We start from the raw sequence: 24,221 nt of genomic DNA, 5'->3' as shown, positions 1-24,221 counted from the left end.
AGGAGTCAAAACATGAGTGTATCCCCGGGGGCGACCCCTACCATCCTGACCCGAATTCTCCAGCGCAAGGACGAAGAGGTCCGTGAGCGTGCCCGCGCCGTGTCGGAGGCGGAGCTGCTGCGCCTGGCCGCCGAGCAGGGGTCTCCGCGGGGCTTCGTGGCGGCGCTGGAGCGGCGTATCGCCGAGGGTGACCCGGCGATCATCGCCGAGATCAAGAAGGCCTCGCCCTCCAAGGGGGTGATCCGAGAGGACTTCCATCCCGGCGCGATTGCCGCCAGCTACTCCGCGGGCGGTGCCGCCTGCCTCTCGGTGCTCACCGACGCCGACTTCTTCCAGGGCCATGAGGACTGCCTGATCGCGGCTCGCGACGCCTGCTCGCTGCCGGTGATTCGCAAGGACTTCATCACCCACGGCTATCAGGTGAGCGAGGCGCGTGCCATCGGGGCCGACTGCATTCTGCTGATCGTTGCCGCCCTGGAGGACAGGCAGATGGCCGACCTTCACCGGCAGGCGGTGGAGCTTGGCATGGATGTGCTGGTGGAGGTCCACGACGCCCTGGAGCTGGAGCGAGCCCTCAGGCTGGATCTCAGCCTGGTGGGGATCAATAACCGCGACCTGCACACCTTCGATACCACACTCGATACCACCCTCGAGCTGCTGCCGCGCATCCCCGAAGGCGTCACCGTGGTCACCGAGTCCGGCATTCACACTCCCGGCGACGTGCTGCGCATGCGCGAGCATGATGTCAATGCCTTCCTCGTCGGCGAGGCCTTCATGCGCCAGCCCGACCCGGGTGAGGCCCTGCGCGGACTGTTCTTCTGAACGTGACTCGCAACTCTCTGCGGGACGAGGCTGCTCAAGAGTAGTGGACCGGCTCCTACAACAGGAGGCCGGCTCCACCGGGGGACCCCCTCGCTGGGGACCCGGCTGGGCTCTCAGCGGTGCGTTATCGCCCTGAGGACAGGGGCTGGTGCATCGGGTGGTGAAAAGCTCGCCTAGAAGGACAGCTCCAGGCCGGCGGAGATGGTGCGCCCCGCGGCGGGTTCATAGTAGCGCCCCCCGAAGGCATTGATGCGCACATTCTCGTAGTACGCCTCGTCGAGCAGGTTGCGGATGCCCAGGTTGGCGCTCAGGTAGGTAGCTCCATCGCCGAGTCGCCAGCCGTCGCCGGCCTTGAGATTGAACAGCCAATGGTCGTCGATCGTTACCTCGTTGGCGTTGTCGGCGTAGTAGTCGCCGGTGTACTGGGCCTCGAGGCTGGCGAAACGGTCCCCGTTGCCGTACCAGGTCAGGGCGTTTTGCCACACCTGCCTCGGCTGCCCCGGGAGGCGGTTGTCGTTGAAGTCGTTGCTGCCGTCGTCGAACCTGTCGAAGCGGTAGTCGGCCAGGGTCAGAGCGCTGGCAAGTCGCCAGGCCAGTGAGAAGCTCCAGTCCACGCCCAGCTCGATGCCGTCGCGGGAGGTCTTGCCGGCATTCTCGTAGTAGGTCCTGCCATCGGTGGCCTCGTAACCGATCAACTCGTCGTCGACGTCGACCGAGAAGGCGACCATCTCGTAGCGCAGTCCGTTGCCGAAGATGCCTCGCAGGCCAACCTCACGGTTCAGCGCCTTCTGAGGCTGGATCTCAGGGTTGAAGCCACCGCGCCCATCGTCACGCGCGAACTCCGTGAAGGTCGGCGTCTCGAAGGCGTTGCCGACCGTGGCATAGACCTGATGATCGGGGTGGTAGCGATAGCTCAGTCCCAGGCTGCCGGTCCACTCGCGGAAGGTGCGCTCGCCACTGTCGTCGCGACCGTCATCGACAAAACGATCGTCGATCGTCATGCGGATCTGGTCGTGGCGGACGCCGGCACTCAGGTCGAGTGTTTCGGTCACCCCCAGCTCCGTCTGCAGGAAGACACCCGCGGAGGTGGCGTTCTGCTGCTCATCGGCGGTGATACCGGTGACATCGCCCAGCGCATCCACCGAGCGGCGCCCACGGTCGTCCTTCTGACGGGCCAGATCGATCCCGGTGACATGGCGCAGCGACATGTCACCCAGGGTGGCCGCTCCGGTGTAACCGGCGCCGCCGCCATAGTAGTGCCGTTGATAGCCGATCAGGCTGCTGCCAGGGAAGGGAAGTTGCTGCTCGAAGTCCCGCCTGCTGATGAAGCCGCGAACATTGATTTCTCCCCCCATGGCGTCGCGGTCCTCGTAGTGCAGCCCGATCAGCTGCTGTTCCACGCTCTGTCTCGAATCGAGTTCGATGGCAATGTCACGTGCCTGGCGTGGATCCTCGGTGACCTCCTCCAGCGTCAGGGCACTGGGGTCCTCGGCGGTGGGCATGTCGAGGAGATTGACCAGCGCCGATAGGCTTCGGTCGGCATCCAGGTGGTAGCCTACCCTGGCATTGAGCACTCGTTTCTCCACCTGGCTTTGTTCCCGGTAGCCATCGAAATCCAACGCCGAGACGCTGACGCTATGGACCCAATTTCCGGATTCGCCGCCGTTGCGCAGCGAAAGCTTGCGGAAGTCATCGCTGCCGCCCTGGAGGCGCAACACCGGCGAGCGGCGCAGCTCGCTACCGTCACCGGTGGTGATGTCGATCACCCCACCGGCGGCGTTGCCATAGAGCACCGAGGAGGGGCCTCGGATCACCTCGATGCGCTCTGCGCTGTCGAGGTCCACCGCATCGATCTGAGCCTGGCCATCGGGCAGGGTGTAGGGAATGCCATCGACGCGGATGTGCAGGCCGCGGATGCCGAAGGTCCCGCGTGCGCCGAAACCGCGGCTGGAAATACGTTGCCCCTGCGCGAAGTTATCGCGGTTCTGCAAGAAGACCCCGGGCACCCTGTCCAGGGCCTCGTCCAGTCGCACCCCTTGCTGTCCCAGCTGGATCTCCTCATGGGTCAGGATCGAGACGGCAGAGGGGGTGTCATAGAGGCTACGTGTCAGTCGTGGTGCGTGAATGGTGATGGTGGGGAGCTGCCGATTCGCCTGATCATTATTGTCCCGTTCGCTGTTCTCTTGAGCAGAGGCCGAAACGGCAGCGACCCCTCCAAGCAACATCAGCAGTGGAATCTCCTTTTTCAAGGCGCCTTACCTCTCTCTTGCGGATTGCCTTGGTTTTGGCGCACCACTTGCGCAGACGGGATGCCTGAGCACAGTCACAGTGTAGTGATTCCGGCTATTCTCGCCTGAGAGAAAGAGTATCTGGTTTTACACGCTGCTTCCGGAAGGCGACTCGCGTCCTGGGGGTATCGCGGTGTGGTAATGAAGCTGTTCCGGCGAAGCCTGACAACTTCAGTTCAGAAGGCCGGCGACTCCGGATCGATCAGACAGATGACCGTCTCGCCGGCCTCTGGGGCGAGGTCGGCGTGGTCGCTGGCCACGCGGACATGCCCCCTGGCATCGATGCAGAACAGCGCCTGCAGATGGCCGTCATGGTCGCTACGGTAGGCGGCGAAGTCGTGCTCTTCATGCAGATGGGCCACGCGTACCACGGCGCCGCGGGCGACACGGCTCGCCAGCTCGGCCCAGCTGACCCTCTCCCCAAACAGTCGCGGCAGGGTGTCCAGGTCCTGAGGGAGCTGGCGCTCCGCCTGGCCTTCGCGACGTGTCTCCAGGCGGAACACCCTGCCCGGGACAAACCGCTCGGCGTAGTGCAACGCCGCCAGATCATTCGCCTCGCGGTAGGGAGAGAGCGGCAGGAAGTGGCCCAGGCCGGTCAGCTCCAGGTGGGTCTCGGCATGCTTGGAGTGAGGCTTGCCGTAGTAGACCGGCAACCCCGCCATGCGCGCCGCCTCCAGCGCCTCCCAGTCGGTATCGGCCAGGCGTACCGGCAGACCGGCACGCATGAGAGCGGCGCCGATGGCGCGGGCCACCGGGTTGGCTCCCAGGATCAAAAAACCGCTGGGCGGTGGCGTCATCACCCCCAGGGCCCTGGCGATAGGGCGTGAGAGCAGGCTCTGGATCACCACGGTCGTGATAATCACCAGGAAGGTGACCGGCACCAGCATCTCGGCACCCTCCACGCCCTGCTCCTCCAGCTTCAGGGCGAACAGCGAGGCGACGGCCGCGGCGACGATGCCGCGGGGGGAGATCCAGGCCAGGAGTGCCTTCTCCTTGAGCTCGAGATTGCTGCCCAGGGTGCAGAACCACACCGCCAGAGGGCGGGCTACCAGTATAAGGATGGCGAGATACCCCCAGGCGGGCCAGCCGAGCAGGGCGAGCTGATCCAGGCGCAGGCGGGCGGCCAACAGGATAAAGAGCCCCGAGATCAGCAGGACGGTGAGCGTCTCCTTGAACTCGATGATCGGCTCGGTAGGAACTCGCTTCATATTGGCCAGCCAGGCGCCCATCACGGTCACGGTAAGCAGCCCCGACTCATGGAACAGCTGGTCGGAGAGGGTGAACAGCGTCAGCATGACCATCAGGGTGCCGAAGCTGTGCAGCTGGCGTGGCAGCCAGTGATGCCGCAGCACCCGGCCCCACAGGTAGCCGCCTGCACTGCCCAGGCCGAAGCCGATCGCGAGCGTCATCCCGAACAGCGCCAGGGTATGGGTAAAGGGGTCGCCCGCGGAGCCGATTGCCACGTACTCATAAACCAGCACGGCACCAATGGCGCCGACCGGGTCGATCAGTATGCCCTCCCAGCGCAGGATCTGGCTCAGCGACTCCCTGGCGCGTAGCGTCTTGAGGAGGGGCAGGACAACGGTGGGTCCGGTTACCACCAGCAGGGCGCCGAGCACGCTGGCCATCCCCCAGGGCAGCCCCAGCAGCCAGTGAGCGGCCAGGGCACTGACCAGGGCGGTGATCAGCGCTCCCCAGGTGACAAGGCGCCGCACCGTATGGCCATGACCGCGAAGCTCCCCCAGATTGAGAGTCAGGCTGCCCTCGAAGAGGATCACCGCCACGGCCAACGAGACCAGCGGGAAGAGCAGATCGCCCAGCAGGGCATCGGGGTCGAGCAGACCGCTTATCGGTCCGATCAGGATGCCGGTGACCAGCAGCGGCAGGATGGCGGGGACCCGGATGCGCCACGCCAGCCACTGGCAGGTCAGCGACAGCAGGCCGATGCCCGTGATCAATACCGCGGGGCTTTCCATGGCGAGGCTCCTGGCTGGGTTCCACTCTGCAGATTAGTGACTAACGATGGCTAGCGCTATCTGCGTGGCAGCCCTGGCGCTTGAGCTCGGCCAGCAGTGCCTGTAGCGGGTGGGGCAGGGCGGTCTCGGAGAACCGCCTTACCTGGCTGCGGCAGGAGTAGCCGGTGGCCAGCAGTCGCCCGGTATTGGCGTCATCCTCCACCACCGGCTGCCATGACTGGGCGTAGATGGCTCTGGAGGTCTCCAGGTTGCGAGCCTCGTGGCCATAGGTGCCGGACATGCCGCAGCAGCCGCTGGCGAGAAGCTCCAGCTCCAGGCCGAAGGCGGCAAAGACCTGCTGCCAGGCTTTCGGGCTTCCCGGGGCGTTGGTCTTCTCGGTGCAGTGGCTAAGAAGTCGGTATCCGGGGGCATCCGATTCGCTCTCGGGACGATCGAGTCGTCGGGCCAGAGTGGTGGTCTGGGTCACCAGCCACTCCTGGAGCATCAGCACCTCGGGTACCGCCTTCGGACCCAGGGCCTTCACGTACTCCTGGCGATAGGTGAGGGTCATGGCCGGGTCGATGCCCACCAGGGCTACCCCGACCTCGGCCAGCATCCTGAGCCGTTCGGCCTGCCTGGCGGCGGTGCGCTCGAAGGCGCCCAGAAAGCCCTGTACATTGAGCGGCTTGCCATTGGGGGAGAAGGGGGCCACGAAGACACGGAACTCCAGCCGGCTCAGCAGCTCGACGATATCCATGACCAGCCTGGCCTCGAAATAGCTGGTGAAGGCGTCCTGAACGATCACCACGCTGCTTGCCTTCTGGGCCTCGGTCAGCAGGCCGAGCGAGGTGGGGGTCGCCTCGACGACGCCCCAGGCCGTCAGCTGCCTGGCAAGGCTGGCGCGGGAGAGCCGGGGGCTGTCCACCATGCCGATGGGGCCGGCCAGCAGGCGGTCAACCAGGCGATTGCCCAGGGCGGCATTGTAAAGCGGGGCGAGGCGGGCCAGGGTCGGAACCATGAACTCCAGGCCGCCGATCAGATAGTCACGCGGCGGACGCAGGTAGCGACCGTGATAGGCCTCCAGGAACTGGGCGCGGGAGTCGGGCACATTGACCTTGATTGGACACTGGCCGGCGCAGGACTTGCAGGCCAGGCAGCCCGCCATGGCGTCATACACCTCGTGGGAGAAGTCCGCCTCGCCGCGCCGCCTGGCCAGGGTGTTTCTGAGCCGCCGGGGGAAGCCCTTGATAAAGCCCCAGGTGCCCTCGGCCCTCCTTCGACGCGTCTCCTCGACGAGATCGACGCCGGCCTCGCCCTGCAGGCGAAGCCACTCGCGGATCAGGCTGGCACGCCCCTTGGGGGAGTGGATGCGGTCGCGAGTGGCCTTCCACGACGGGCACATGGCGTCGTCGGGGTCGTAGTTGTAGCAGGCGCCATTGCCATTGCAGTAGACGGTGGCGGCATGGGCCTGCCATGCCTGCTCGTCGATGGTGCGGTCGAGCTGACCGCGGGTGGTGACACCGTCGATGGTCAGCAGGCCAGGGTCGACCCACTTGACGATCTGCTCGTCTTCGCCCCCTTCCGGGCTGGACTGATTGGCCTGGGCGTCATTTTCGGCCAGGGGAGCTCTATCCGCGTTTTCGGGCGGAATAGAAACCGGAGTGGCGATCTTGCCGGGGTTCAGCTGATTATGAGGGTCGAAGGCGGCCTTGATCCGCTGCAGGCTGGGATAGAGCTCGCCGAAGAAGGTCGGCGCATACTCCGAGCGAACGCCCTTGCCGTGCTCGCCCCAAAGCAGGCCGCCGTACTTCTTCGTCAGCTCTGCCACCTCATCGGAGACCACGCGGATCATCTTCTCTTGCTCGGGGTCCTTCATGTCGATGGCGGGGCGCACATGGAGCACACCGGCATCCACATGGCCGAACATGCCGTACTCGAGGCCCCGGGCATCCAGAGCGGCACGGAATTCGGCGATAAAGTCGGCGAGGTGCTCCGGCGGCACCGCGGTGTCCTCGACGAAGGGGATGGGGCGCTTCTCGCCCTTGGCATCGATCCTGGCATTGCCCAGCAGGCCCACGGCCCGCTTGCGCATGGCGTAGACCTTCTGAATCTCTGCTCGCCCCCGGGCGAGGGTGAAGCCCAGGCGCTCGACGCCCCCGTCCGCCTCCAGGTGGCGGCAGAAGGCGTCGACGCGCTGGCTCAGGCGTTCGGGGTCATCGTCGTTGAACTCCACCAGGTTGATGCCGCGCACCGGGGTGTCTCCCGCTCCCGGGTCGCCGGCCGCCGGAGCGCCGGCCGGAAAGAACTCCGCGACGCTATCCCAGACGAAATCCTCCATGGCCAGCATCAAGACGCGGTCATCCACCGTTTCGATGGAGGTGGGACGCGCCTGCGGCTGGGGTTGTGAAGCGCCTCCGCTGCTCTTGAGGGTCTGAGCATCGCGCAGGGCGTCCATGAAGGTGGCGTAGCGCACATTGACCAGGGTCGAGTGTCCGGGAATCGGCAGCACATTGAGCACCGCCTCGTCGAGGAGGCCCAGCGAGCCCTCGGAGCCGCAGAGCAGGCTGTTCATGTCGAGGCGCCCCCGGGCGTCTCTCAGGTGTGCCAGGTCATAACCGGTCAGGCAGCGGTTGAGAGGCGGAAACTTCTCGGCGATCAGCTCGCCCTGGGTGTCGATGATCTCACGGGCGGTGCGGTAGGCGCGGGCGCTGACGGTATCGCCGCCACATAGCACCTCGAGGTCGTGCTCCTCGACCGGGTGGCTCACCAGCCGCTCGCCCCCCAGCAGCAGCACCTCGAGCTCGAGCACGTGGTCGCGGGTCTTGCCGTACTCGCAGCTGCCCTGGCCGCTGGCGTCGGTGGCGATCATGCCGCCGATGGTGGCGCGGTTGGAGGTGGAGAGCTCCGGGGCGAAGAAGAGCCCGTAAGGCTTGAGTGCCGCATTGAGCTGGTCCTTGACCACCCCGGCCTGGACCCGCACCCGACGGTTCTCGACGTCGATATCGAGGATTCGGTTCATGTGCCGAGAGACATCCACCACCAGGCCGTCGGTCAACGACTGACCGTTGGTGCCGGTGCCGCCGCCGCGCGGGGTGAGGACCACCTGCCGATGCTCCACCTGACCCGCCAGGTGGGCGATGCGCTGCAGGTCCTCGCCGTGGCGGGGATAAAGCACCGCCTGGGGCAGGCGCTGGTAGATGGAGTTATCGGTGGCGAGCACCGTGCGATCGGCATAGTCGGGGGCGACCTCGCCCTCGAAACCGGCCACCTTCAGGGCCTCGAGGAAACGGAGATAGGGCGTGGCGACTCCAGGGGCGGTGGCGGCGTTGGTGGTATCCAGTCGTGCGATCATGGGTATCTTCAAGGGCAGGCGAGGGTGTCTCTACTCTACCGCGCGGGGCTCCGAGGCGCACCCCGGCTGCCCGGTTCGCGTGGCGCCCCTACCGCCTTTTGCCTACAATGGGCGGCCTGCTACTGCCGCCGCTTCCTGCGGCCGACACCCCAATCACCGACTGCTACGGACCGGATGCCATGCTCGATCCCAAACTGCTGCGCAGCGACCTCGAGACGGTCGCCCAACGACTCGCCAAGCGGGGCTTTGCCCTGGATATCGACCGCCTTGGGGCGCTGGAGTCCCGTCGCCGGGAGCTGCAGGCCGAGACCGAGTCGCTGCAGAACGAGCGCAACACTCGCTCCAAGGCCATCGGCAAGGCCAAGGCATCGGGGGAGGATATTCAGCCGCTGCTCGACGAGGTCAGTGACCTGGGCGAGCGCCTGGATGGCGCCAAGGTTCGCCTGGCAGAGGTCCAGGCCGAGTGGGATGATGCGGTGAGCGGCATTCCCAACCTGCCCCATGAGAGCGTCCCGGAAGGCGGCGACGAGAGCGACAATGTCGAGCTGCATCGTTGGGGCCAGCCTCGGGAGTTCGATTTCGAGGTACGCGACCATGTCGACCTGGGCGAGCTGAAGGGGGATCTCGACTTTGACCTGGCGGCCAAGCTCACCGGGGCGCGGTTTGCGGTGATGCGTGGGCCTATCGCTCGGCTGCACCGAGCGCTGACGCAGTTCATGCTCGACAAGCAGACCCAGGAGCATGGTTACGAGGAGTGCTATGTACCCTATATGGTCAACGAGGCCTCGTTGCGGGGGACCGGTCAGCTGCCCAAGTTCGGCGAGGATCTGTTCCGGCTGGACGACGAGCGCGGCTACCACCTGATCCCCACCGCCGAGGTGCCGCTGACCAACTTCGCCCGGGACGAGATCCTGGATGCCAAGAGGCTACCGCTGAAACTGGCCGCCCACTCGCCCTGCTTTCGCAGCGAGGCGGGCTCTCACGGGCGCGATACGCGCGGGATGATTCGCCAGCACCAGTTCGACAAGGTGGAGATGGTGCAGCTGGTGATGCCCGAGCAGAGCTATGCGGTGCTGGAGGAGATGCGGGGCCATGCCGAGGCGATCCTGCAGGCCCTCGAGCTGCCCTACCGAGTGGTGACGCTGTGCACCGGCGACATGGGCTTTGGCGCCGCCAAGACCTATGACCTTGAGGTGTGGATTCCCAGCCAGGAGACCTACCGGGAGATCTCCTCGGTCTCCAACTGCGAGGACTTCCAGGCACGACGCATGCAGGCGCGCTTCCGTCACCCCGAGCAGAAGAAACCGCAGCTGCTGCATACCCTCAACGGCTCCGGTCTGGCGGTGGGCCGCTGCCTGGTGGCAGTGCTGGAGAACTACCAGCAGGCCGACGGTTCGGTGACCGTGCCCGAGGTGCTGCGACCCTACATGGGCGGCCAGGAGAGCATCAATCGCTAAGATGCTCGGCACCAGCACCTCCCGAACCCCCGCCGCCTGCGGGGGTTCGCCGTTTTGTTGAGGTGTGGGTCAGGGGTGTTGTCGATTGTTGAAGCATTGCCCAGGGGGCATGATGGAAACCATCAATGGCTTGGGAGATAAGGATGCGAGACGCTAACGACGATACGTCGGGCATCATACCGCTGAACCTGGTGCTGGCCCTGGCGGCACTGGTGGTCATTGTGGCCGGGATGCGGGCCGGGGCCAGTCTGCTGGTGCCCATGCTGCTGGCGGCCTTTATCGCGGTGATCTGCACGGCACCGGTCTTATGGCTCAATCGCCACGGCCTGGGGTTGCGCCTGTCGGTGTGGCTGACCCTGGTGGTGATCGGTGTCGTGTTCTTGCTACTGGGAGGACTGCTGGTCAACAGCTTCGGCACCTTCGTCGACACCCTGCCGGACATCGAACAGAAGCTCTACGACTACTATCTGAGACTGCTGGATGGCCTGTCGCGACTGGGGCTGGCCATCGACACCAACCGCCTGGCGGAGTTGCTGGATGCCGAGCAGCTTGGGGGGTGGATCCCGTCGCTGATCGGCGAGGTGGGCAACCTGCTGATGCAGAGTGTGATCGTGGGGCTGCTGGCGGTGTTTCTGCTCTTCGAAACGCTCAGTTTTCGCGACAAGGTCTCCCAGGCTCTGGAGAATCCCGCGGCGAGCCTTGAGCGTTTCAACGAGTTCAGCCTGAGGCTCAAGCGGTACCTGGCGGTGAAGACGGTGGTCAGCCTGGTAACCGGGGTGCTGGTCTGGATCGCCTGTCTGCTGGTGGGGGTGGACTTTCCGCTGCTGTGGGCGGTGCTGGCCTTCGGGCTCAACTACATTCCCAATATCGGCTCGGCCATTGCGGCGCTGCCACCGGTGCTGCTGTTGCTGGTCTCTCCCGATGGGGGCCTGTTCGATGCGTTGCTGCTTGCCGCGGCCTATCTCGGCATCAATTTCCTGCTCGGCAATATCGTCGAGCCGCGGCTAATGGGACAGGCACTGGGCCTCTCGACCTTTATCGCCTTCCTGTCACTGGTGGTGTGGGGGTGGATCTTCGGAACGGCGGGCATGCTGTTGTCGGTGATGCTGACCATGACCCTGAAGATTGCCTTGGCCAGCCACCCCGAGACGCGATGGATTGCTCTTCTCCTGGGACCAGGAAAGGAGGCGTCTCGGGCCAGGGCAGAGCGCCCGCCAGCCAGGCGTAACGAGGAGTGATAGGGCGAAAACGACATCGCCCCGGCCAGGGCCGGGGCGATGTATCGGGCGGGACGCTGCTGCTCAGGCGTTCTGTTCGATGAACTGGCTGAGCTGGGACTTGGACTGCGCACCAACCAGCGAGGCGATCTTGGTGCCGGACTTGAACAGCATCACGGTGGGAACGCCGCGCACGCCCTGCTCGGCGGCGATTTCGGGGGCGTCGTCGACATTGATGCTGACGACCTTGAGGTTGCCGCTGCGCTCCTCGGCGACCTCGTCGACTACCGGGGCCATCACCTTGCAGGGACCGCACCAGGGTGCCCAGAACTTGAGCAGCACCGGGGTCTCGGCCTTGAGGACTTCCTGCTCGAAGTTGGCGTTGGTGACATCGACGTTATTGGCCATGGGGTTCTCCAGTTTCGTTGCGCTGCATCGAGCGGACAGGGGTGGCAGGTGACATGTGTGGGTCACCCAGCCGGTCGGACGATGTTAGCGGTCGACTGGAGTGCTGGCAAATCGAGAATGCGCATCGGCGACTAGTGCGAAGTCTGGCATTATATGCTAGATATGAATTAACATCTCTTTTTATATTCCTTTTTGATACCTTGACGCCTCCAGCGGATGGGGCGGTACGGGAGAGTCGTCATGAAGCTGCAACAGTTGCGCTATATCTGGGAAGTGACCCGTCATAATCTCAATGTCTCCGCCACCGCTCAGAGTCTGTTTACCTCGCAGCCTGGCATCTCCAAGCAGGTCCGTCTGCTCGAGGACGAGCTGGGGGTCGAGATCTTTGCTCGCAGCGGCAAGCATCTGACGCGAGTGACTCCTGCCGGCCAGGCCATCGTGGAGCTTGCCGGTGAGGTGTTGCGCCTTACCGAGAACATCAAGGAGGTGGCCCAGGAGTTCAGCGACGAGCGCCGCGGCAGCCTGTCGGTGGCCACCACCCATACCCAGGCGCGCTATGCCTTGCCGCCGGTGATCCGGGAGTTTACCCGCCAGTACCCCGACGTGGCCCTGCATATGCAGCAGGGTACGCCCAAGCAGATCGCCCAGATGGTCAGCGATGGTCAGGCCGACTTCGCCATCGCCACCGAATCCCTGGGGCTGTTCAACGATCTGGTACTGCTCCCCTGTTATCGCTGGAACCGCTGCATCCTGGTGCCCCAGGGCCATCCGCTGGCGGAGGAGAAGGAGCTGACCCTGGAGGCCATCGCACGCCATCCGCTGGTCACCTACGTGTTTGGCTTTACCGGCCGCTCCCAGCTCGATGACGCCTTCCGCGAACAGGGGCTTACTCCCAATGTGGTGTTGACCGCCGCCGATGCCGACGTGATCAAGACCTATGTCCGGTTGGGGATGGGGGTAGGGATCGTTGCCGGCATGGCAGTGGATCCCGAGCAGGATACCGACCTGGTGGCGCTGGACGCCAGCCACCTGTTCGCGAGCTCCACCACCAAGATCGGCATTCGCCGCGGTACCTTTATGCGCGGCTACATGTATGACTTCCTGCAGGGTTTCGCGCCTCACCTGGATCGCGATACCGTGGATGCCGCCCTGGCCGCCGGGCCGCGTCATGAGCGCGGTCTCTTCGAGGGTATCGAACTACCGCTGCGCTAGGCGCCTGCGGGAGCTCGATGTATCGGCGAAGGCGACCATCGTGCATTCGGCGGACTCAGTGCTGCAGGTGTAGCCCGCACTCGCGCTTGGCCTCAACCTTGGTGGGGTCGAAATAGTCGAACTCGTTGGGCAGGTCGTGACGCTGGAGGTAGGCGTGGAGCTCCTTCGCCGTCCAGTGCAGCAAGGGCGCTACCTTCAGCAGGCCATCGGCGTTGCGGCTGGCCGGAGCCATGCGGGAACGTTGCGGAGTGTCCTCGGCACGTAGGGCGGTGAACCAGACGTCCGGTGCCATCTGCGCGAGGGCACGCTCGAAGGGCTCGATCTTCACCTCCTGGGTAAAGACTTCATGACGCGGATCATCGATGCCGGGGAAGGGACCCTCCAGCGCTTCGCGGTGAGCGCGGGTGCGGATTGGCAGAAAGCTGATCAGGTTTAGGTCGAGGCGGCGAACCAAGGCGTCGGCGAAGCGGTAGGTGGCCTCGGTATTGTAGCCATGGTCCATCCAGACCACCGGGATGTCGGGTCGCTGACTGGCCACCATATGCAGGATCACCGCCTCGAAGGGACGGAAGTTGGTGGTGCAGATCGGCTGGCTGCCCTGGTCGAGGGCCCAGCGGATAAGCGCTTCCGGGTCCTGGCCGAGGTCGCGGTTGATGATGTCGAGGGTCTCGATCATGGGGGGCTCCTGATACGTATGTCGACCACCCTAGCCGAACCGCAAGGCGTTCGCCCAATACCGATTTCTTGCGTTGTTATTATCATTTAAGAATAAGAGTTTGTTTTATTATTCTTTGTTGCCTTCTGTAGCGAGCGCCGCCATCAGGTGATGGATCTTGTCCCAGGTCTCCTGATATTCGGCTTCACCCTCCGAGTCGGCCACCAGGCCCCCACCGCCCCAGAGGTGCACGCGGTCGCCGTCCGCCACGGCGGTGCGAATGGCGATGGAGGTGTCCATCCGCCCCCGAGTATCCACGTAGCCGAGGCTGCCGCAGTAGACGCTGCGCCGGCTGGGTTCGAGCTCGTCGATGATCTGCATGGCACGCACCTTGGGGGCGCCGGTGATGGAGCCGCCGGGGAAGGCGGCGGCTAGCAGGTCCAGCGGCGTGCATCCGTCGGCAAGCGTGCCGGTGACCACGCTGACCAGATGGTGAACATTGACGTAGCTCTCCAGGCCACAGAGCTGAGGTACCCGCACCGTACCGGGGCGGCAGCGGCGGCCCAGGTCGTTGCGCAGCAGATCGACGATCATCACATTTTCGGCGCGATCCTTGCGGCTTTGCTTAAGCTCGGCGGCCAGGCGGGCGTCGCTTGTCGGGGTGTCGCCGCGTGGGCGTGTTCCCTTGATCGGGCGGGTCTCCACATGGTCGTTGCGGCACTCAAGGAAGCGCTCCGGGGAGAGCGAGAGTATCGCCTGCTCACCATTGGCGGAGGGCCAGGCCATGAAGCCGGCGAAGGGCGTCGGTGTCGCCTTGCGCAGGCGCCGGTAGGCGCTCCACAGCTCGCCCCGGTAGGGAGCGCTGAAGCGTTGAGCCAGGTTGACCTGATAGCAGTCGCCGGCACGAATATAGTGCTGCACGGCGTCGAAGCGTGCCAGATAGGCGTCGCGGTCGAGCTCGGCAGCAAAGGAGGCCGTCAGCTGAAAGGGGGCCTCCGGTGCGGGGGCGGCGTTCAGCCACTCGAGTGCCTGCTGGCGACGCTCCGGGGTGGCCACCAGCCAGGCCTCTCTGCGCTCATGATCCTGGATCAATGCCCAGTCGTAGAGGCCGACCCGGCTGTCAGGCAGCGTCACGACACGGCGGGCACGCTTCCCCACTCGCTCCAGATGGTAGCCGAGGTCGTAGCTCCAGTAGCCGATCAGCCCACCCAGGAAGGGCAGCTCGCTCTCCGGTACCGTCATGCTCTCGTTCAGGCCCTCGAGCAGGGCCTGCTGGGCGTCAAAGGGAGCCAGGTCCCGAAGCTCTGGCACGCCCTCCACCTGGCCTGACTCATCCACCGTCAGCACCGCCAGCGGGTCGCTCGACAGAATGTCGTAGCGGCCGCCCGGGGCCTCGGGTCGGCCACTGTCCAGCAGCACGGCCCCCGGCCTTCGGCGCAGGCGGGCGAAGGCGGATAGCGGGGTGGGCCGGTAGGGGTGAGGCGTGATCTGGAGCTGGGCGGTCATCGCAGGGCCTATGCAATCGGGGAGCCCATTCTAGGCGTCGAAAACGTCGTTGTCCTCGTCGATATGCACCATTGGTCTCTATGTGGCCGACAACATTGTCGACATCTCGAAGCGAGAAGGGGAAAATGTCTACAACCAAAGACGTATCACTCGCCCATGACGCCGTGTTGACCCGAAGTCCGGCAATGGCTACTCTTTCTTCACTCAAGAATTGTCGACAATCATCATGAAGCCAGTCGAAGCCGAATCACCTAGCCCCGAAGTTCGCACTCTCGCCGAACGGGTCTTCCAGCAGCTGCAGGACGCCATCGTGCGTGGCGAGCTGGTGCCGGGCAGCAAGATTACCGAGCCGGGGCTGTCCAGGACCTATGGCATCTCTCGCGGGCCGCTGCGCGAGGCGATGCGCCGGCTGGAAGCCCACCGGCTGATCGAGCGCGTCCCCCATGTTGGCGCCCGGGTGGTGAAGCTCTCCATACAGGAGCTGCTTGAACTGTTCGATGTCCGCGAGGCCCTCGAGAGCATGGCCGCCCGCCTGGCGGCGGAGCACATGACCGCCGAGGAAATTGCCGGCCTGCGTGAGGTGCTGGCGCTGCATGAACGCCAGGCCGACCTCAAGAAGGGCGAGGCCTACTTCCAGCGTGAGGGCGACCTGGACTTCCACTATCGCATTGTCCAGGGCAGCCACAATCGCATGCTGGTGACCATGCTCTGCGATGACCTCTACTACCTGGTGCGGCTCTATCGCACCCAGTTCAGCGCCAGTGGTACGCGCCCCCAGCGTGCCTTCGTCGAGCATCACCGCATCGTCGATGCCATCGAGGCCGGTGACGCCGAGCTTGCCGAGCTACTGATGCGCCGTCACGTCAGTGCTTCCCGGGCCAATGTCGTCGATCGCTACGCCGCGTCCCTGAAGGACTCGGAAGATGCCATTGGCTGACCCACCTTCCCGATATCACCAGGAGAACCACCATGACCCAGCAGACTCCCGGCGCTCGCTTTCGTGCCGCTCTCGAGGCCAACAGCCCTCTCCCCATCGTCGGTACCATCAATGCCTACACGGCCATGATGGCCGAGCGTGTAGGCCATCAGGCCATCTATCTTTCCGGCGGCGGCGTGGCCAATGCCTCCTTCGGCCTGCCGGACCTGGGCATGACGACCATGAACGACGTGGTTGAGGATGCTCACCGCATCTGTGGTGCCACCGACCTGCCGCTGCTGGTGGACATCGATACCGGCTGGGGCGGCGCCTTCAATATCGCGCGCACCGTCAAGGAGATGCAGCGCGCCGGCGTGGCGGCGGTCCATCTGGAGGATCAGGTGGCCCAGAAGCGCTGCGGTCACCGCCCCAACAAGGCGATCGTCTCCCAGCAGGAGATGGTGGACCGCGTCAAGGCCGCCGCCGACGCGCGTATCGAACCGGATTTCTATCTGATTGCGCGTACCGATGCCTTCCAGAAGGATGGGCTGGATGCCGCCATCGAGCGCGCCCAGGCGTGCATCGAGGCGGGTGCCGATGCCATCTTCGCCGAGGCGGTTCACACCCTCGACGACTACAAGGCCTTCTGTGAGCGCGTCGATGCGCCGATTCTGGCCAATATCACCGAGTTCGGTGCCACGCCGCTGTTCTCCCAGCAGGAGCTCGCCGAGGTGGGCTGCCGCATGGTGCTCTATCCGCTGTCCGCCTTCCGTGCCATGAACGCGGCGGCGCTCAAGGTCTATCAGAGCATCCATGACAATGGCCATCAGCGTGATGTGGTCGACATGATGCAGACCCGCGATGAGCTCTACGACTTCCTCAACTACCACAGCTTCGAGCGGAAGCTCGATGCCCTGTTCGCGGAGAGTCAGCTTGAAGAGAAGGGCAGCGACGCCTGAGGCGCGTGCCGCACTGGAAACAGCACCACGGATACACCATCAAGAGGAGAGATAACATGGCTGATAAACCCGTCAGCGGCGCAGGCCTGCGCGGCCAGAGTGCCGGCACCACCGCCCTGTGCACCGTGGGCAAGACCGGCTCCGGCTTGACCTACCGTGGCTACGACGTCAAGGAGCTGGCCGAGAAGGCGAAGTTCGAGGAGGTGGCCTACCTGCTGCTCAAGGGCAAGCTGCCCAACCAGGCCGAGCTCGACGCCTATATCACCAAGCTCAAGGGGCTTCGTGGCCTGCCTGCCGAACTCAAGAGCGTGCTCGAGCAGATCCCCAGGGATGCCCACCCCATGGACGTGATGCGCACCGGCGCTTCCATGTTGGGCAACCTCGAGACCGAGCAGAGCTTTGACGAGCAGCAGGATGTCGCCGACCGTCTGCTCGCCGTCCTGCCCTCGATCATCTGCTACTGGTACCGCTTCAGCCACGACGGGGTGCGCATCGAGACCGAGACCGATGATGCCTCCATCGGCGGACACTTCCTGCATATGCTGCGGGGCGAGCCGGCCTCCGAGCTGCATGCCCGGGTCATGAACGTTTCGCTGATTCTCTATGCCGAGCACGAGTTCAATGCCTCGACCTTTACCGCTCGCGTCTGCGCCTCCACGCTCTCCGACATGCACTCCTGCGTGACCGGTGCCATTGGCTCCCTGCGGGGTCCGCTGCATGGCGGTGCCAACGAGGCCGCCATGGCGATGATCGAGAACTGGCAGTCGCCGGATGAGGCCGAGCGCGAAATCCTCGGCATGCTTGAGCGCAAGGACAAGATCATGGGCTTCGGTCACGCGATCTATCGCGAGTCCGATCCGCGCAATGCCATCATCAAGGAGTGGTCGAAGAAGCTCTCCGAGGACGTCGGTGACAACGTGCTCTACCCGGTCTCCGAGCGTGTCGAGGCGGTAATGTGGCGCGAGAAGAAGCTGTTCTGCAACGCCGACTTCTTCCATGCCAGCGCCTATCACTTCATGGATATCCCCACCAAGCTATTTACCCCGATCTTCGTGATGTCGCGGGTGACCGGCTGGGCCGCGCATGTCTTCGAGCAGCGTGCCAACAACCGCATCATTCGTCCCAGCGCCGACTATGTGGGCCCGGAACACAGCGAGTGGGTGCCCATCGAGCAGCGTGACTGATCGACCAGGGGCATTGCAGGGCGGCTCCTCGAGCCGTCCTGTCGCCTTCTCCCGCCTCGCGGCCAGCTGTCTGCAAGAGATCTCGAAGCCATGAATACTGATTATCGTAAACCGCTCCCCGGTACCGAGCTGGACTACTTCGATGTGCGTGCTGCCGTCGAGGAGATTCAACCCGGTGCCTATGAGACCCTTCCTTACACTTCACGGGTGCTGGCCGAGCAGCTGGTGCGCCGCTGCGAGCCGGCGCTGTTGACCGACGCCCTGAAGCAGCTGATCGAGCGTCGCCGTGACCTGGACTTTCCCTGGTACCCAGCGCGTGTGGTGTGTCACGACATCCTCGGCCAGACGGCCCTCGTCGATCTGGCCGGCCTGAGGGATGCGATCGCGGAGCAGGGAGGCGATCCCTCCAAGGTCAACCCGGTGGTGCCCACCCAGCTGATCGTCGACCACTCCCTGGCCGTCGAGCACGCCGGTTTCGAGGCGGATGCCTTCGACAAGAACCGCGCCATCGAGGATCGTCGCAACGAGGACCGCTTCCACTTTATCGAGTGGACCAAGACCGCCTTCGAGAACGTCGACGTGATTCCCGCCGGCAACGGCATCATGCACCAGATCAATCTGGAGAAGATGTCGCCGGTGGTGCAGTCGCGGGATGGCGTTGCCTTCCCCGACACCTGTGTGGGCACCGATAGCCACACGCCGCATATCGACTGTCTGGGGGTCATCGCCATCGGGGTCGGCGGGCTCGAGGCCGAGACCGTGATGCTCGGGCGCCCCTCCATGATGCGTCTGCCCGATATCGTCGGTGTGGAGCTGACCGGCAAGCGACAGCCGGGGATCACCGCCACCGATATCGTGCTGGCGATCACCGAGTTCCTGCGCAAGGAGCGGGTGGTGGGGGCCTACCTGGAGTTCTTCGGCGAAGGGGCCAGGAGTCTGACCATCGGCGACCGTGCCACCATCTCCAACATGACGCCGGAGTATGGCGCCTCCGCGGGGATGTTCTATATCGATGAGCAGACGCTCGACTACTTGACCATCACCGGCCGCGAGCCGGAGCAGGTCGCGCTGGTCGAGACCTATGCCAAGCAGGTTGGCCTGTGGGCCGACAGCCTGGAGAGTGCCAAGTACGAGCGCGTGCTGACCTTCGATCTCTCCACCGTCGAGCGCAACCTGGCGGGTCCCTCCAATCCGCATCGTCGCCTGGCCACCAGCGATCTGGAGAAACGTGGCATTGCGGTCGACTACGACAAGGCCCAGGCGGAGGAGAGAGAGGGCAAGCTGCCGGATGGTGCGGTGATCATCGCCGCCATCACCAGCTGTACCAACACCTCCAACCCACGCAACGTGGTCGCCGCGGGGCTGCTGGCCAAGAAGGCCAATGAGCTCGGCCTGATTCGCAAGCCCTGGGTGAAGTCCTCATTTGCCCCGGGATCGAAGGTGGCGCGCCTCTATCTGGAGGAGGCCGGTCTGCTTCCGGAGCTGGAGAAGCTCGGTTTCGGCATCGTTGCCTACGCCTGCACCACCTGTAACGGCATGTCCGGCGCCCTGGATCCCGAGATCCAGCAGGAGATCATCGATCGCGATCTCTACTCCACCGCGGTGCTCTCCGGTAACCGCAACTTCGATGGCCGCATTCACCCCTACGCCAAGCAGGCCTTCCTGGCCTCGCCGCCGCTGGTGGTTGCCTACGCCATCGCCGGTACCGTGCGCTTCGATATCGAGAAGGATGTGCTTGGTACCGACGCGGACGGCAACCCGGTGACGCTCAAGGACCTGTGGCCCTCCGACGAGGAGATCGATGCCATTGTCGCCGAGCACGTCAAGCCGGAGCAGTTCAAGCAGGTCTATATCCCGATGTTCGACCTGGACGCCGCCGAGAAGGCCGAGAGCCCGCTTTACGACTGGCGTCCGCAGAGCACCTATATTCGTCGCCCCCCTTACTGGGAAGGCACCATGGCGGCGGAGCGTGAGCTCAAGGGCATGCGGCCGCTGGCGATCCTGCCGGACAACATCACGACCGACCATCTGTCGCCGTCCAATGCCATCATGATGGATAGCGCCGCCGGGGAGTATCTGCACAAGATGGGCCTGCCCGAGGAGGACTTCAACTCCTACGCGACCCATCGTGGCGACCACCTCACGGCCCAGCGGGCCACCCTGGCCAATCCCAAGCTGTTCAACGAAATGGTGCGGGACGAGAGCGGCGAGGTGGTGCAGGGCTCGCTGGCGCGGGTCGAGCCGGAAGGTGAAGTGATGCGCATGTGGGAGGCCATCGAGACCTACATGAATCGCAAGCAGCCGCTGATCATCATCGCCGGTGCCGACTATGGCCAGGGCTCCTCGCGTGACTGGGCGGCCAAAGGCGTGGCCCTGGCCGGGGTCGAAGCGATTGCCGCCGAGGGCTTCGAGCGCATCCACCGCACCAACCTGATCGGCATGGGCGTGATGCCGCTGCAGTTCCAGGAGGGGACCACCCGGCATACTCTGCAGCTGGATGGCACCGAGACCTATGATGTGGAAGGCAAGGCGGAACCGGGGGCGACCCTCGAGCTGGTGATCCATCGCAAGACCGGCGAGGTCGACCGGGTCCCGGTGATCTGCCGTCTGGATACCGCGGAAGAGGTCACCGTCTACTCCGCCGGGGGCGTGCTGCAGCGCTTCGCCAAGGACTTCCTGGAGGGTGTAGGGAGTGAGGAGGTGGCGAGCGCATGAGTCAGTTACCCCAGATCAGGATCCCCGCCACCTATATGCGTGGCGGCACCAGCAAGGGGGTCTTCTTCAGGCTGTGTGATCTGCCGGAGGTCGCGCAGGTGGCGGGTGAAGCGCGCGATCGCCTGTTGATGAGGGTGATCGGCAGCCCGGACCCCTACCAGAAGCAGATCGATGGCATGGGGGGCGCCACCTCCAGCACCAGCAAGACGGTGATCGTGAGTCGCAGCGAGCGCCCCGGCCACGACGTTGACTACCTGTTCGGCCAGGTCTCCATCGACAAGGCCTTCGTCGACTGGAGCGGTAACTGCGGCAATCTCTCCGCGGCGGTGGGGCCCTTCGCGATCGGCAATGGCCTGGTGGACCCGGCGCGCATCCCGGAAAACGGCGAGGTCGAGGTGCGCATCTGGCAGGCCAATATCGGCAAGACGATCGTCTCTCGGGTGCCGATCCGCGATGGCCAGGTTCAGGAGTCCGGTGACTTCGAGCTGGATGGCGTGACCTTTCCGGCCGCCGAGGTTCCGGTGGCCTTCAAGGACCCGGCCGACGGCGAGGGAGCCATCTTCCCCACCGGTAACCTGGTCGATGACCTCGAGGTGCCGCCCGACGTGGTAAAGGGGGGTACGCTCAAGGCAACGCTGATCAACGCCGGTATTCCGACCATCTTCGTCAATGCCGCCGAGCTCGGCTACACCGGTACCGAGCTCCAGGAGGCGATCAACGGCGATGCCGATGCGCTGGCAATGTTCGAAACCATTCGCGCTCATGGGGCGGTGAAGATGGGGCTGATCAGCGACGTCGGCGAGGCGGCGTCCCGTCAGCACACCCCCAAGGTGGCCTTCGTGGCGCCGCCGAGCGACTACGTCGCCTCCAGCGGCAAGCGGGTCGAGGCCGGCGAGATCGACCTGGTGGTGCGTGCCCTCTCCATGGGCAAGCTGCATCACGCCATGATGGGAACCGCGGCGGTGGCGATCGCCTCGGCCGCCGCCATCGAGGGCACCCTGGTCAATCTGGCCGCAGGCGGCGGCAAGCGCCGCGCTGTCACCTTCGGGCACCCCTCGGGCACTCTGCGGGTGGGGGCCGAGGCGAGCCTGGTGGAGGGTCGCTGGGTCATCGACGAGGCGGTGATGAGCCGCAGCGCCCGGGTGCTGATGGAGGGGTGGGTGCGCGTGCCCGGTGACAGCTTCTAGTATAGCCTTGATCGAGGTGCCATCCCGTCGCCAGGCCATCGTCTGACATAGTCGATAGGGCAGCGATGGCCGATGGGGCGGCACTTCACGAGGAGGCAGCACCCAACGCCCCGGATCCCAGTTCAAGACAGGATCCGGGGCGTTTTCTATGGTCATGGTAGGGTAGGGGTTCAAGCGACGGCAGGAGATGATCATGAGTACCGTGGAAGCCAATGTGCGGCCTGACTATGACGCCGAGCTGCAGAAGATCGCCGACTATGTTCTGAACTATCGCATCGCAAGCGACGAAGCCTGGGATACGGCCAGGCTCTGCCTGATGGACACCCTGGGCTGCGGATTGCTGGCGCTGCGCTTTCCCGAGTGTACCAAGCATCTCGGGCCCCTGGTGGAAGGAACCGTGGTGCCTCACGGGGCCAGAGTGCCGGGCACTTCCTTCCGGCTCGATCCCGTCAAGGCGGCCTGGGACATCGGGGCGATCGTGCGCTGGCTCGATTACAACGACACCTGGCTGGCGGCAGAGTGGGGCCACCCTTCCGACAACCTGGGTGCCATCCTTGCCGTGGCCGACCACCTGTCCCAGAAACGCGTGGCCCAGGGCGAGGCGCCGCTGGTGATGCGAGACGTTCTCGAAGCGATGATCATGGCTCACGAGATTCAGGGCGTGCTGGCGCTGGAGAACTCCTTCAACCGGGTGGGGCTCGATCATGTGGTGCTGGTCAAGGTAGCCTCCACAGCGGTAGCGGCCCGGCTGCTCGGGGCCGACCGTGAGCAGATGCTCGCGGCGCTCTCCCATGCCTGGGTGGATGGCCAGAGCCTGCGTACCTACAGACACGCTCCCAACGCCGGTTCACGCAAGAGCTGGGCGGCGGGGGATGCCACTTCCCGGGCGGTACGCCTGGCGGATATCGCCCTTCGGGGCGAGATGGGCGTCCCCGGGGCACTCACCGCCTCCCAGTGGGGGTTCTATGATGTGCTATTCAGTCATACCAATCGTGATCTGGCCACCAAGCCCGATGAGGAGCGGCGTTTCCGCTTTCAGCGCGAGTTCGGCAGCTACGTGATGGAGAATATCCTCTTCAAGCTCTCCTTCCCGGCCGAGTTCCATGCCCAGACCGCCTGCGAGGCGGCGGTGACCCTGCACCCCCTGGTCAAGGGGCGGCTCGACGAGATCGAGCGAATCGTGATCACCACTCACGAGTCGGCGATTCGCATCATCTCCAAGGAGGGCGACTTGGCCAACCCGGCAGATCGAGACCACTGTCTGCAGTACATGGTGGCCGTGCCCCTGATGCTTGGAGAGCTGAACGCGGAGCACTACGAGGATGACTTTCATGTTGCGCATCCCGAGATCGACACGCTGCGTGGCAAGATGGAGGTCGTGGAAGAGCCCCGTTATACCCGTGACTATCTGGACCCCGAAAAGCGCTCCATCGCCAATGCCATTCAGGTCTTCTTTACCGACGGCACCTCTACCGAGCAGGTCGCGGTGGAGTATCCCATCGGCCATCGCCGGCGTCGCAAGGAGGGAATTCCGGTGCTGGAAGAGAAGTTCCGGCGCAATCTCGAGACGCGCTTCCCGCGGGCACGCAGCGAGAGGATAGTCACGCTCTGTCAGGACCAGCAGGGCCTGGAGGCGACACCGGTTCACCGCTTCATGGATCTCCTGGTGATCTGACGGTGGGGGGAGGGGCCATGGGCTCGAAGTGCCAGGCATGGCCCCGCCCCTCTGGTATGGCCCCGCCCCTCTGGCAACGCAGAGGAGTGACGAAGTAGTGTCGAAGTGCATGTTGTGGCGTATCTACGTCGAATTTTGATGAACTCGAATTTTTTACCGAAAGACCTTGCGGACCCGCCGGGAAAGCCGTAAAGTACGCATCCGCTGCCGGCAACGGGCAAACGTTACCGGCGGTGAATGTGGTAGAAGTGACTGTTCTGCAATGGTTTTTTTTCGGAAGAGTTCGAAAATCACCGGTTGACAGTCGCGGCAGATTCGCTAGAATGTGCGCCACTCGTGACGGCGGCCTCAAGGCCTCCGCGGCGATCCTCTCGAGGCGATCCCTTCATAGGGTGGAATCGAAAGGTGTCGGTCACTCGCAAGGTTCTTCGGAATGCTTCGCTGGGTTGACAACGACAGCCGCTCACGTAGAATACGCCTTCCTCGCAGGGCGCTGGCGAGATCGCCGCTTCTTCGGTAGTTAACGAAAGCGGCGGCGCGACAGCAAGCGAGACGCTCCGCTCTCAACGAGACGTGAGCCGCTCTTTAACAATCGATCAGGTAATTCATGTGGGCGCTTGTCGATGGCTCGGTGACCATGTCACAGAACCATCAAGGCAAGCGACTCGTCATAGATCGCAAGATCTATTTGAGACGTTTGAACCTTGAGCCAA

16 protein-coding genes are annotated in these 24,221 nt (G+C 64.5%); 10 read left to right on the top strand and 6 right to left on the bottom strand.

Going from position 1 to position 24,221, the window contains the following annotated elements:
• The first annotated feature begins 12 nt into the window (after positions 1-12).
• Positions 13-822, top strand: a complete 810-nt coding sequence (trpC, locus tag GRB80_RS07720; protein ID WP_161423148.1) for an indole-3-glycerol phosphate synthase TrpC — start codon at positions 13-15, stop codon at positions 820-822.
• A 173-nt stretch (positions 823-995) separates the two neighbouring features.
• On the opposite strand, the gene GRB80_RS07715 is transcribed toward trpC, so the two are convergent.
• From GRB80_RS07715 to GRB80_RS07705, 3 genes are all read right to left on the bottom strand, one after another.
• The gene (locus tag GRB80_RS07715; protein ID WP_237561939.1) at positions 996-3,071 is read right to left on the bottom strand and encodes a TonB-dependent receptor family protein; all 2,076 of its coding nucleotides are present in this window, start codon (positions 3,069-3,071) and stop codon (positions 996-998) included.
• A gap of 215 nt (positions 3,072-3,286) precedes the next feature.
• Positions 3,287-5,086, bottom strand: coding sequence for a cation:proton antiporter (locus tag GRB80_RS07710; protein WP_161423147.1), 1,800 nt, complete (start codon positions 5,084-5,086; stop codon positions 3,287-3,289).
• 40 nt (positions 5,087-5,126) lie between these two features.
• A complete protein-coding gene (locus GRB80_RS07705; RefSeq protein ID WP_161423146.1) occupies positions 5,127-8,417 on the bottom strand; it encodes an FAD-binding and (Fe-S)-binding domain-containing protein in 3,291 nt (1,096 codons plus the stop codon).
• Positions 8,418-8,596: 179 nt separating this feature from the next.
• Between GRB80_RS07705 and serS the strand changes: the two genes are divergently transcribed.
• Complete coding sequence (gene serS / locus GRB80_RS07700) at positions 8,597-9,874, top strand: serine--tRNA ligase (RefSeq protein ID WP_161423145.1); 1,278 nt, start codon at positions 8,597-8,599, stop codon at positions 9,872-9,874.
• A 143-nt stretch (positions 9,875-10,017) separates the two neighbouring features.
• A complete protein-coding gene (locus GRB80_RS07695; protein WP_161423144.1) occupies positions 10,018-11,112 on the top strand; it encodes an AI-2E family transporter in 1,095 nt (364 codons plus the stop codon).
• A 63-nt stretch (positions 11,113-11,175) separates the two neighbouring features.
• On the opposite strand, the gene trxA is transcribed toward GRB80_RS07695, so the two are convergent.
• On the bottom strand, positions 11,176-11,499 hold the full coding sequence (trxA, locus tag GRB80_RS07690) for a thioredoxin (RefSeq protein WP_132043160.1): 324 nt from the start codon (positions 11,497-11,499) through the stop codon (positions 11,176-11,178).
• 240 nt (positions 11,500-11,739) lie between these two features.
• Here trxA and cysB point away from each other — a divergent pair, with 240 nt between their 5' ends.
• Entirely contained in the window at positions 11,740-12,711 is a 972-nt protein-coding gene (cysB, locus tag GRB80_RS07685) for an HTH-type transcriptional regulator CysB (RefSeq protein WP_132043158.1), read from the top strand.
• Positions 12,712-12,766: 55 nt separating this feature from the next.
• On the opposite strand, the gene GRB80_RS07680 is transcribed toward cysB, so the two are convergent.
• Together GRB80_RS07680 and pabB are read right to left on the bottom strand one after the other, a co-directional pair.
• Positions 12,767-13,387 carry a phosphoadenosine phosphosulfate reductase domain-containing protein gene (locus GRB80_RS07680; RefSeq protein ID WP_161423143.1) on the bottom strand — a complete coding sequence of 207 codons (621 nt, stop codon included), beginning with the start codon at positions 13,385-13,387 and terminating at the stop codon, positions 12,767-12,769.
• A 108-nt stretch (positions 13,388-13,495) separates the two neighbouring features.
• Positions 13,496-14,872, bottom strand: coding sequence for an aminodeoxychorismate synthase component I (pabB, locus tag GRB80_RS07675; protein WP_161423142.1), 1,377 nt, complete (start codon positions 14,870-14,872; stop codon positions 13,496-13,498).
• A gap of 226 nt (positions 14,873-15,098) precedes the next feature.
• On the opposite strand from pabB, the gene GRB80_RS07670 reads away from it, so the two are divergent.
• From GRB80_RS07670 to GRB80_RS07645, 6 genes are all read left to right on the top strand, one after another.
• Positions 15,099-15,809 carry a GntR family transcriptional regulator gene (locus GRB80_RS07670; RefSeq protein ID WP_161423141.1) on the top strand — a complete coding sequence of 237 codons (711 nt, stop codon included), beginning with the start codon at positions 15,099-15,101 and terminating at the stop codon, positions 15,807-15,809.
• Positions 15,810-15,841: 32 nt separating this feature from the next.
• On the top strand, positions 15,842-16,747 hold the full coding sequence (gene prpB, locus GRB80_RS07665; RefSeq protein WP_161423140.1) for a methylisocitrate lyase: 906 nt from the start codon (positions 15,842-15,844) through the stop codon (positions 16,745-16,747).
• A 56-nt stretch (positions 16,748-16,803) separates the two neighbouring features.
• On the top strand, positions 16,804-17,931 hold the full coding sequence (gene prpC, locus GRB80_RS07660) for a bifunctional 2-methylcitrate synthase/citrate synthase (protein WP_161423139.1): 1,128 nt from the start codon (positions 16,804-16,806) through the stop codon (positions 17,929-17,931).
• Between the two features lie 90 nt (positions 17,932-18,021).
• A complete protein-coding gene (gene acnD / locus GRB80_RS07655) occupies positions 18,022-20,646 on the top strand; it encodes a Fe/S-dependent 2-methylisocitrate dehydratase AcnD (RefSeq protein ID WP_161423138.1) in 2,625 nt (874 codons plus the stop codon).
• Positions 20,643-21,833 carry a 2-methylaconitate cis-trans isomerase PrpF gene (prpF, locus tag GRB80_RS07650; RefSeq protein WP_161423137.1) on the top strand — a complete coding sequence of 397 codons (1,191 nt, stop codon included), beginning with the start codon at positions 20,643-20,645 and terminating at the stop codon, positions 21,831-21,833. Before acnD ends, prpF begins: the two co-directional genes overlap by 4 nt.
• Positions 21,834-22,026: 193 nt before the next feature.
• On the top strand, positions 22,027-23,508 hold the full coding sequence (locus GRB80_RS07645; protein WP_202597185.1) for a bifunctional 2-methylcitrate dehydratase/aconitate hydratase: 1,482 nt from the start codon (positions 22,027-22,029) through the stop codon (positions 23,506-23,508).
• Positions 23,509-24,221 lie beyond the last annotated feature (713 nt).

The sequence above is a fragment of the Halomonas icarae genome (assembly GCF_009901955.1).
GTDB classification, from domain to species: domain Bacteria; phylum Pseudomonadota; class Gammaproteobacteria; order Pseudomonadales; family Halomonadaceae; genus Halomonas; species Halomonas icarae.
This window is presented reverse-complemented; position numbering and strand designations above follow the sequence as displayed.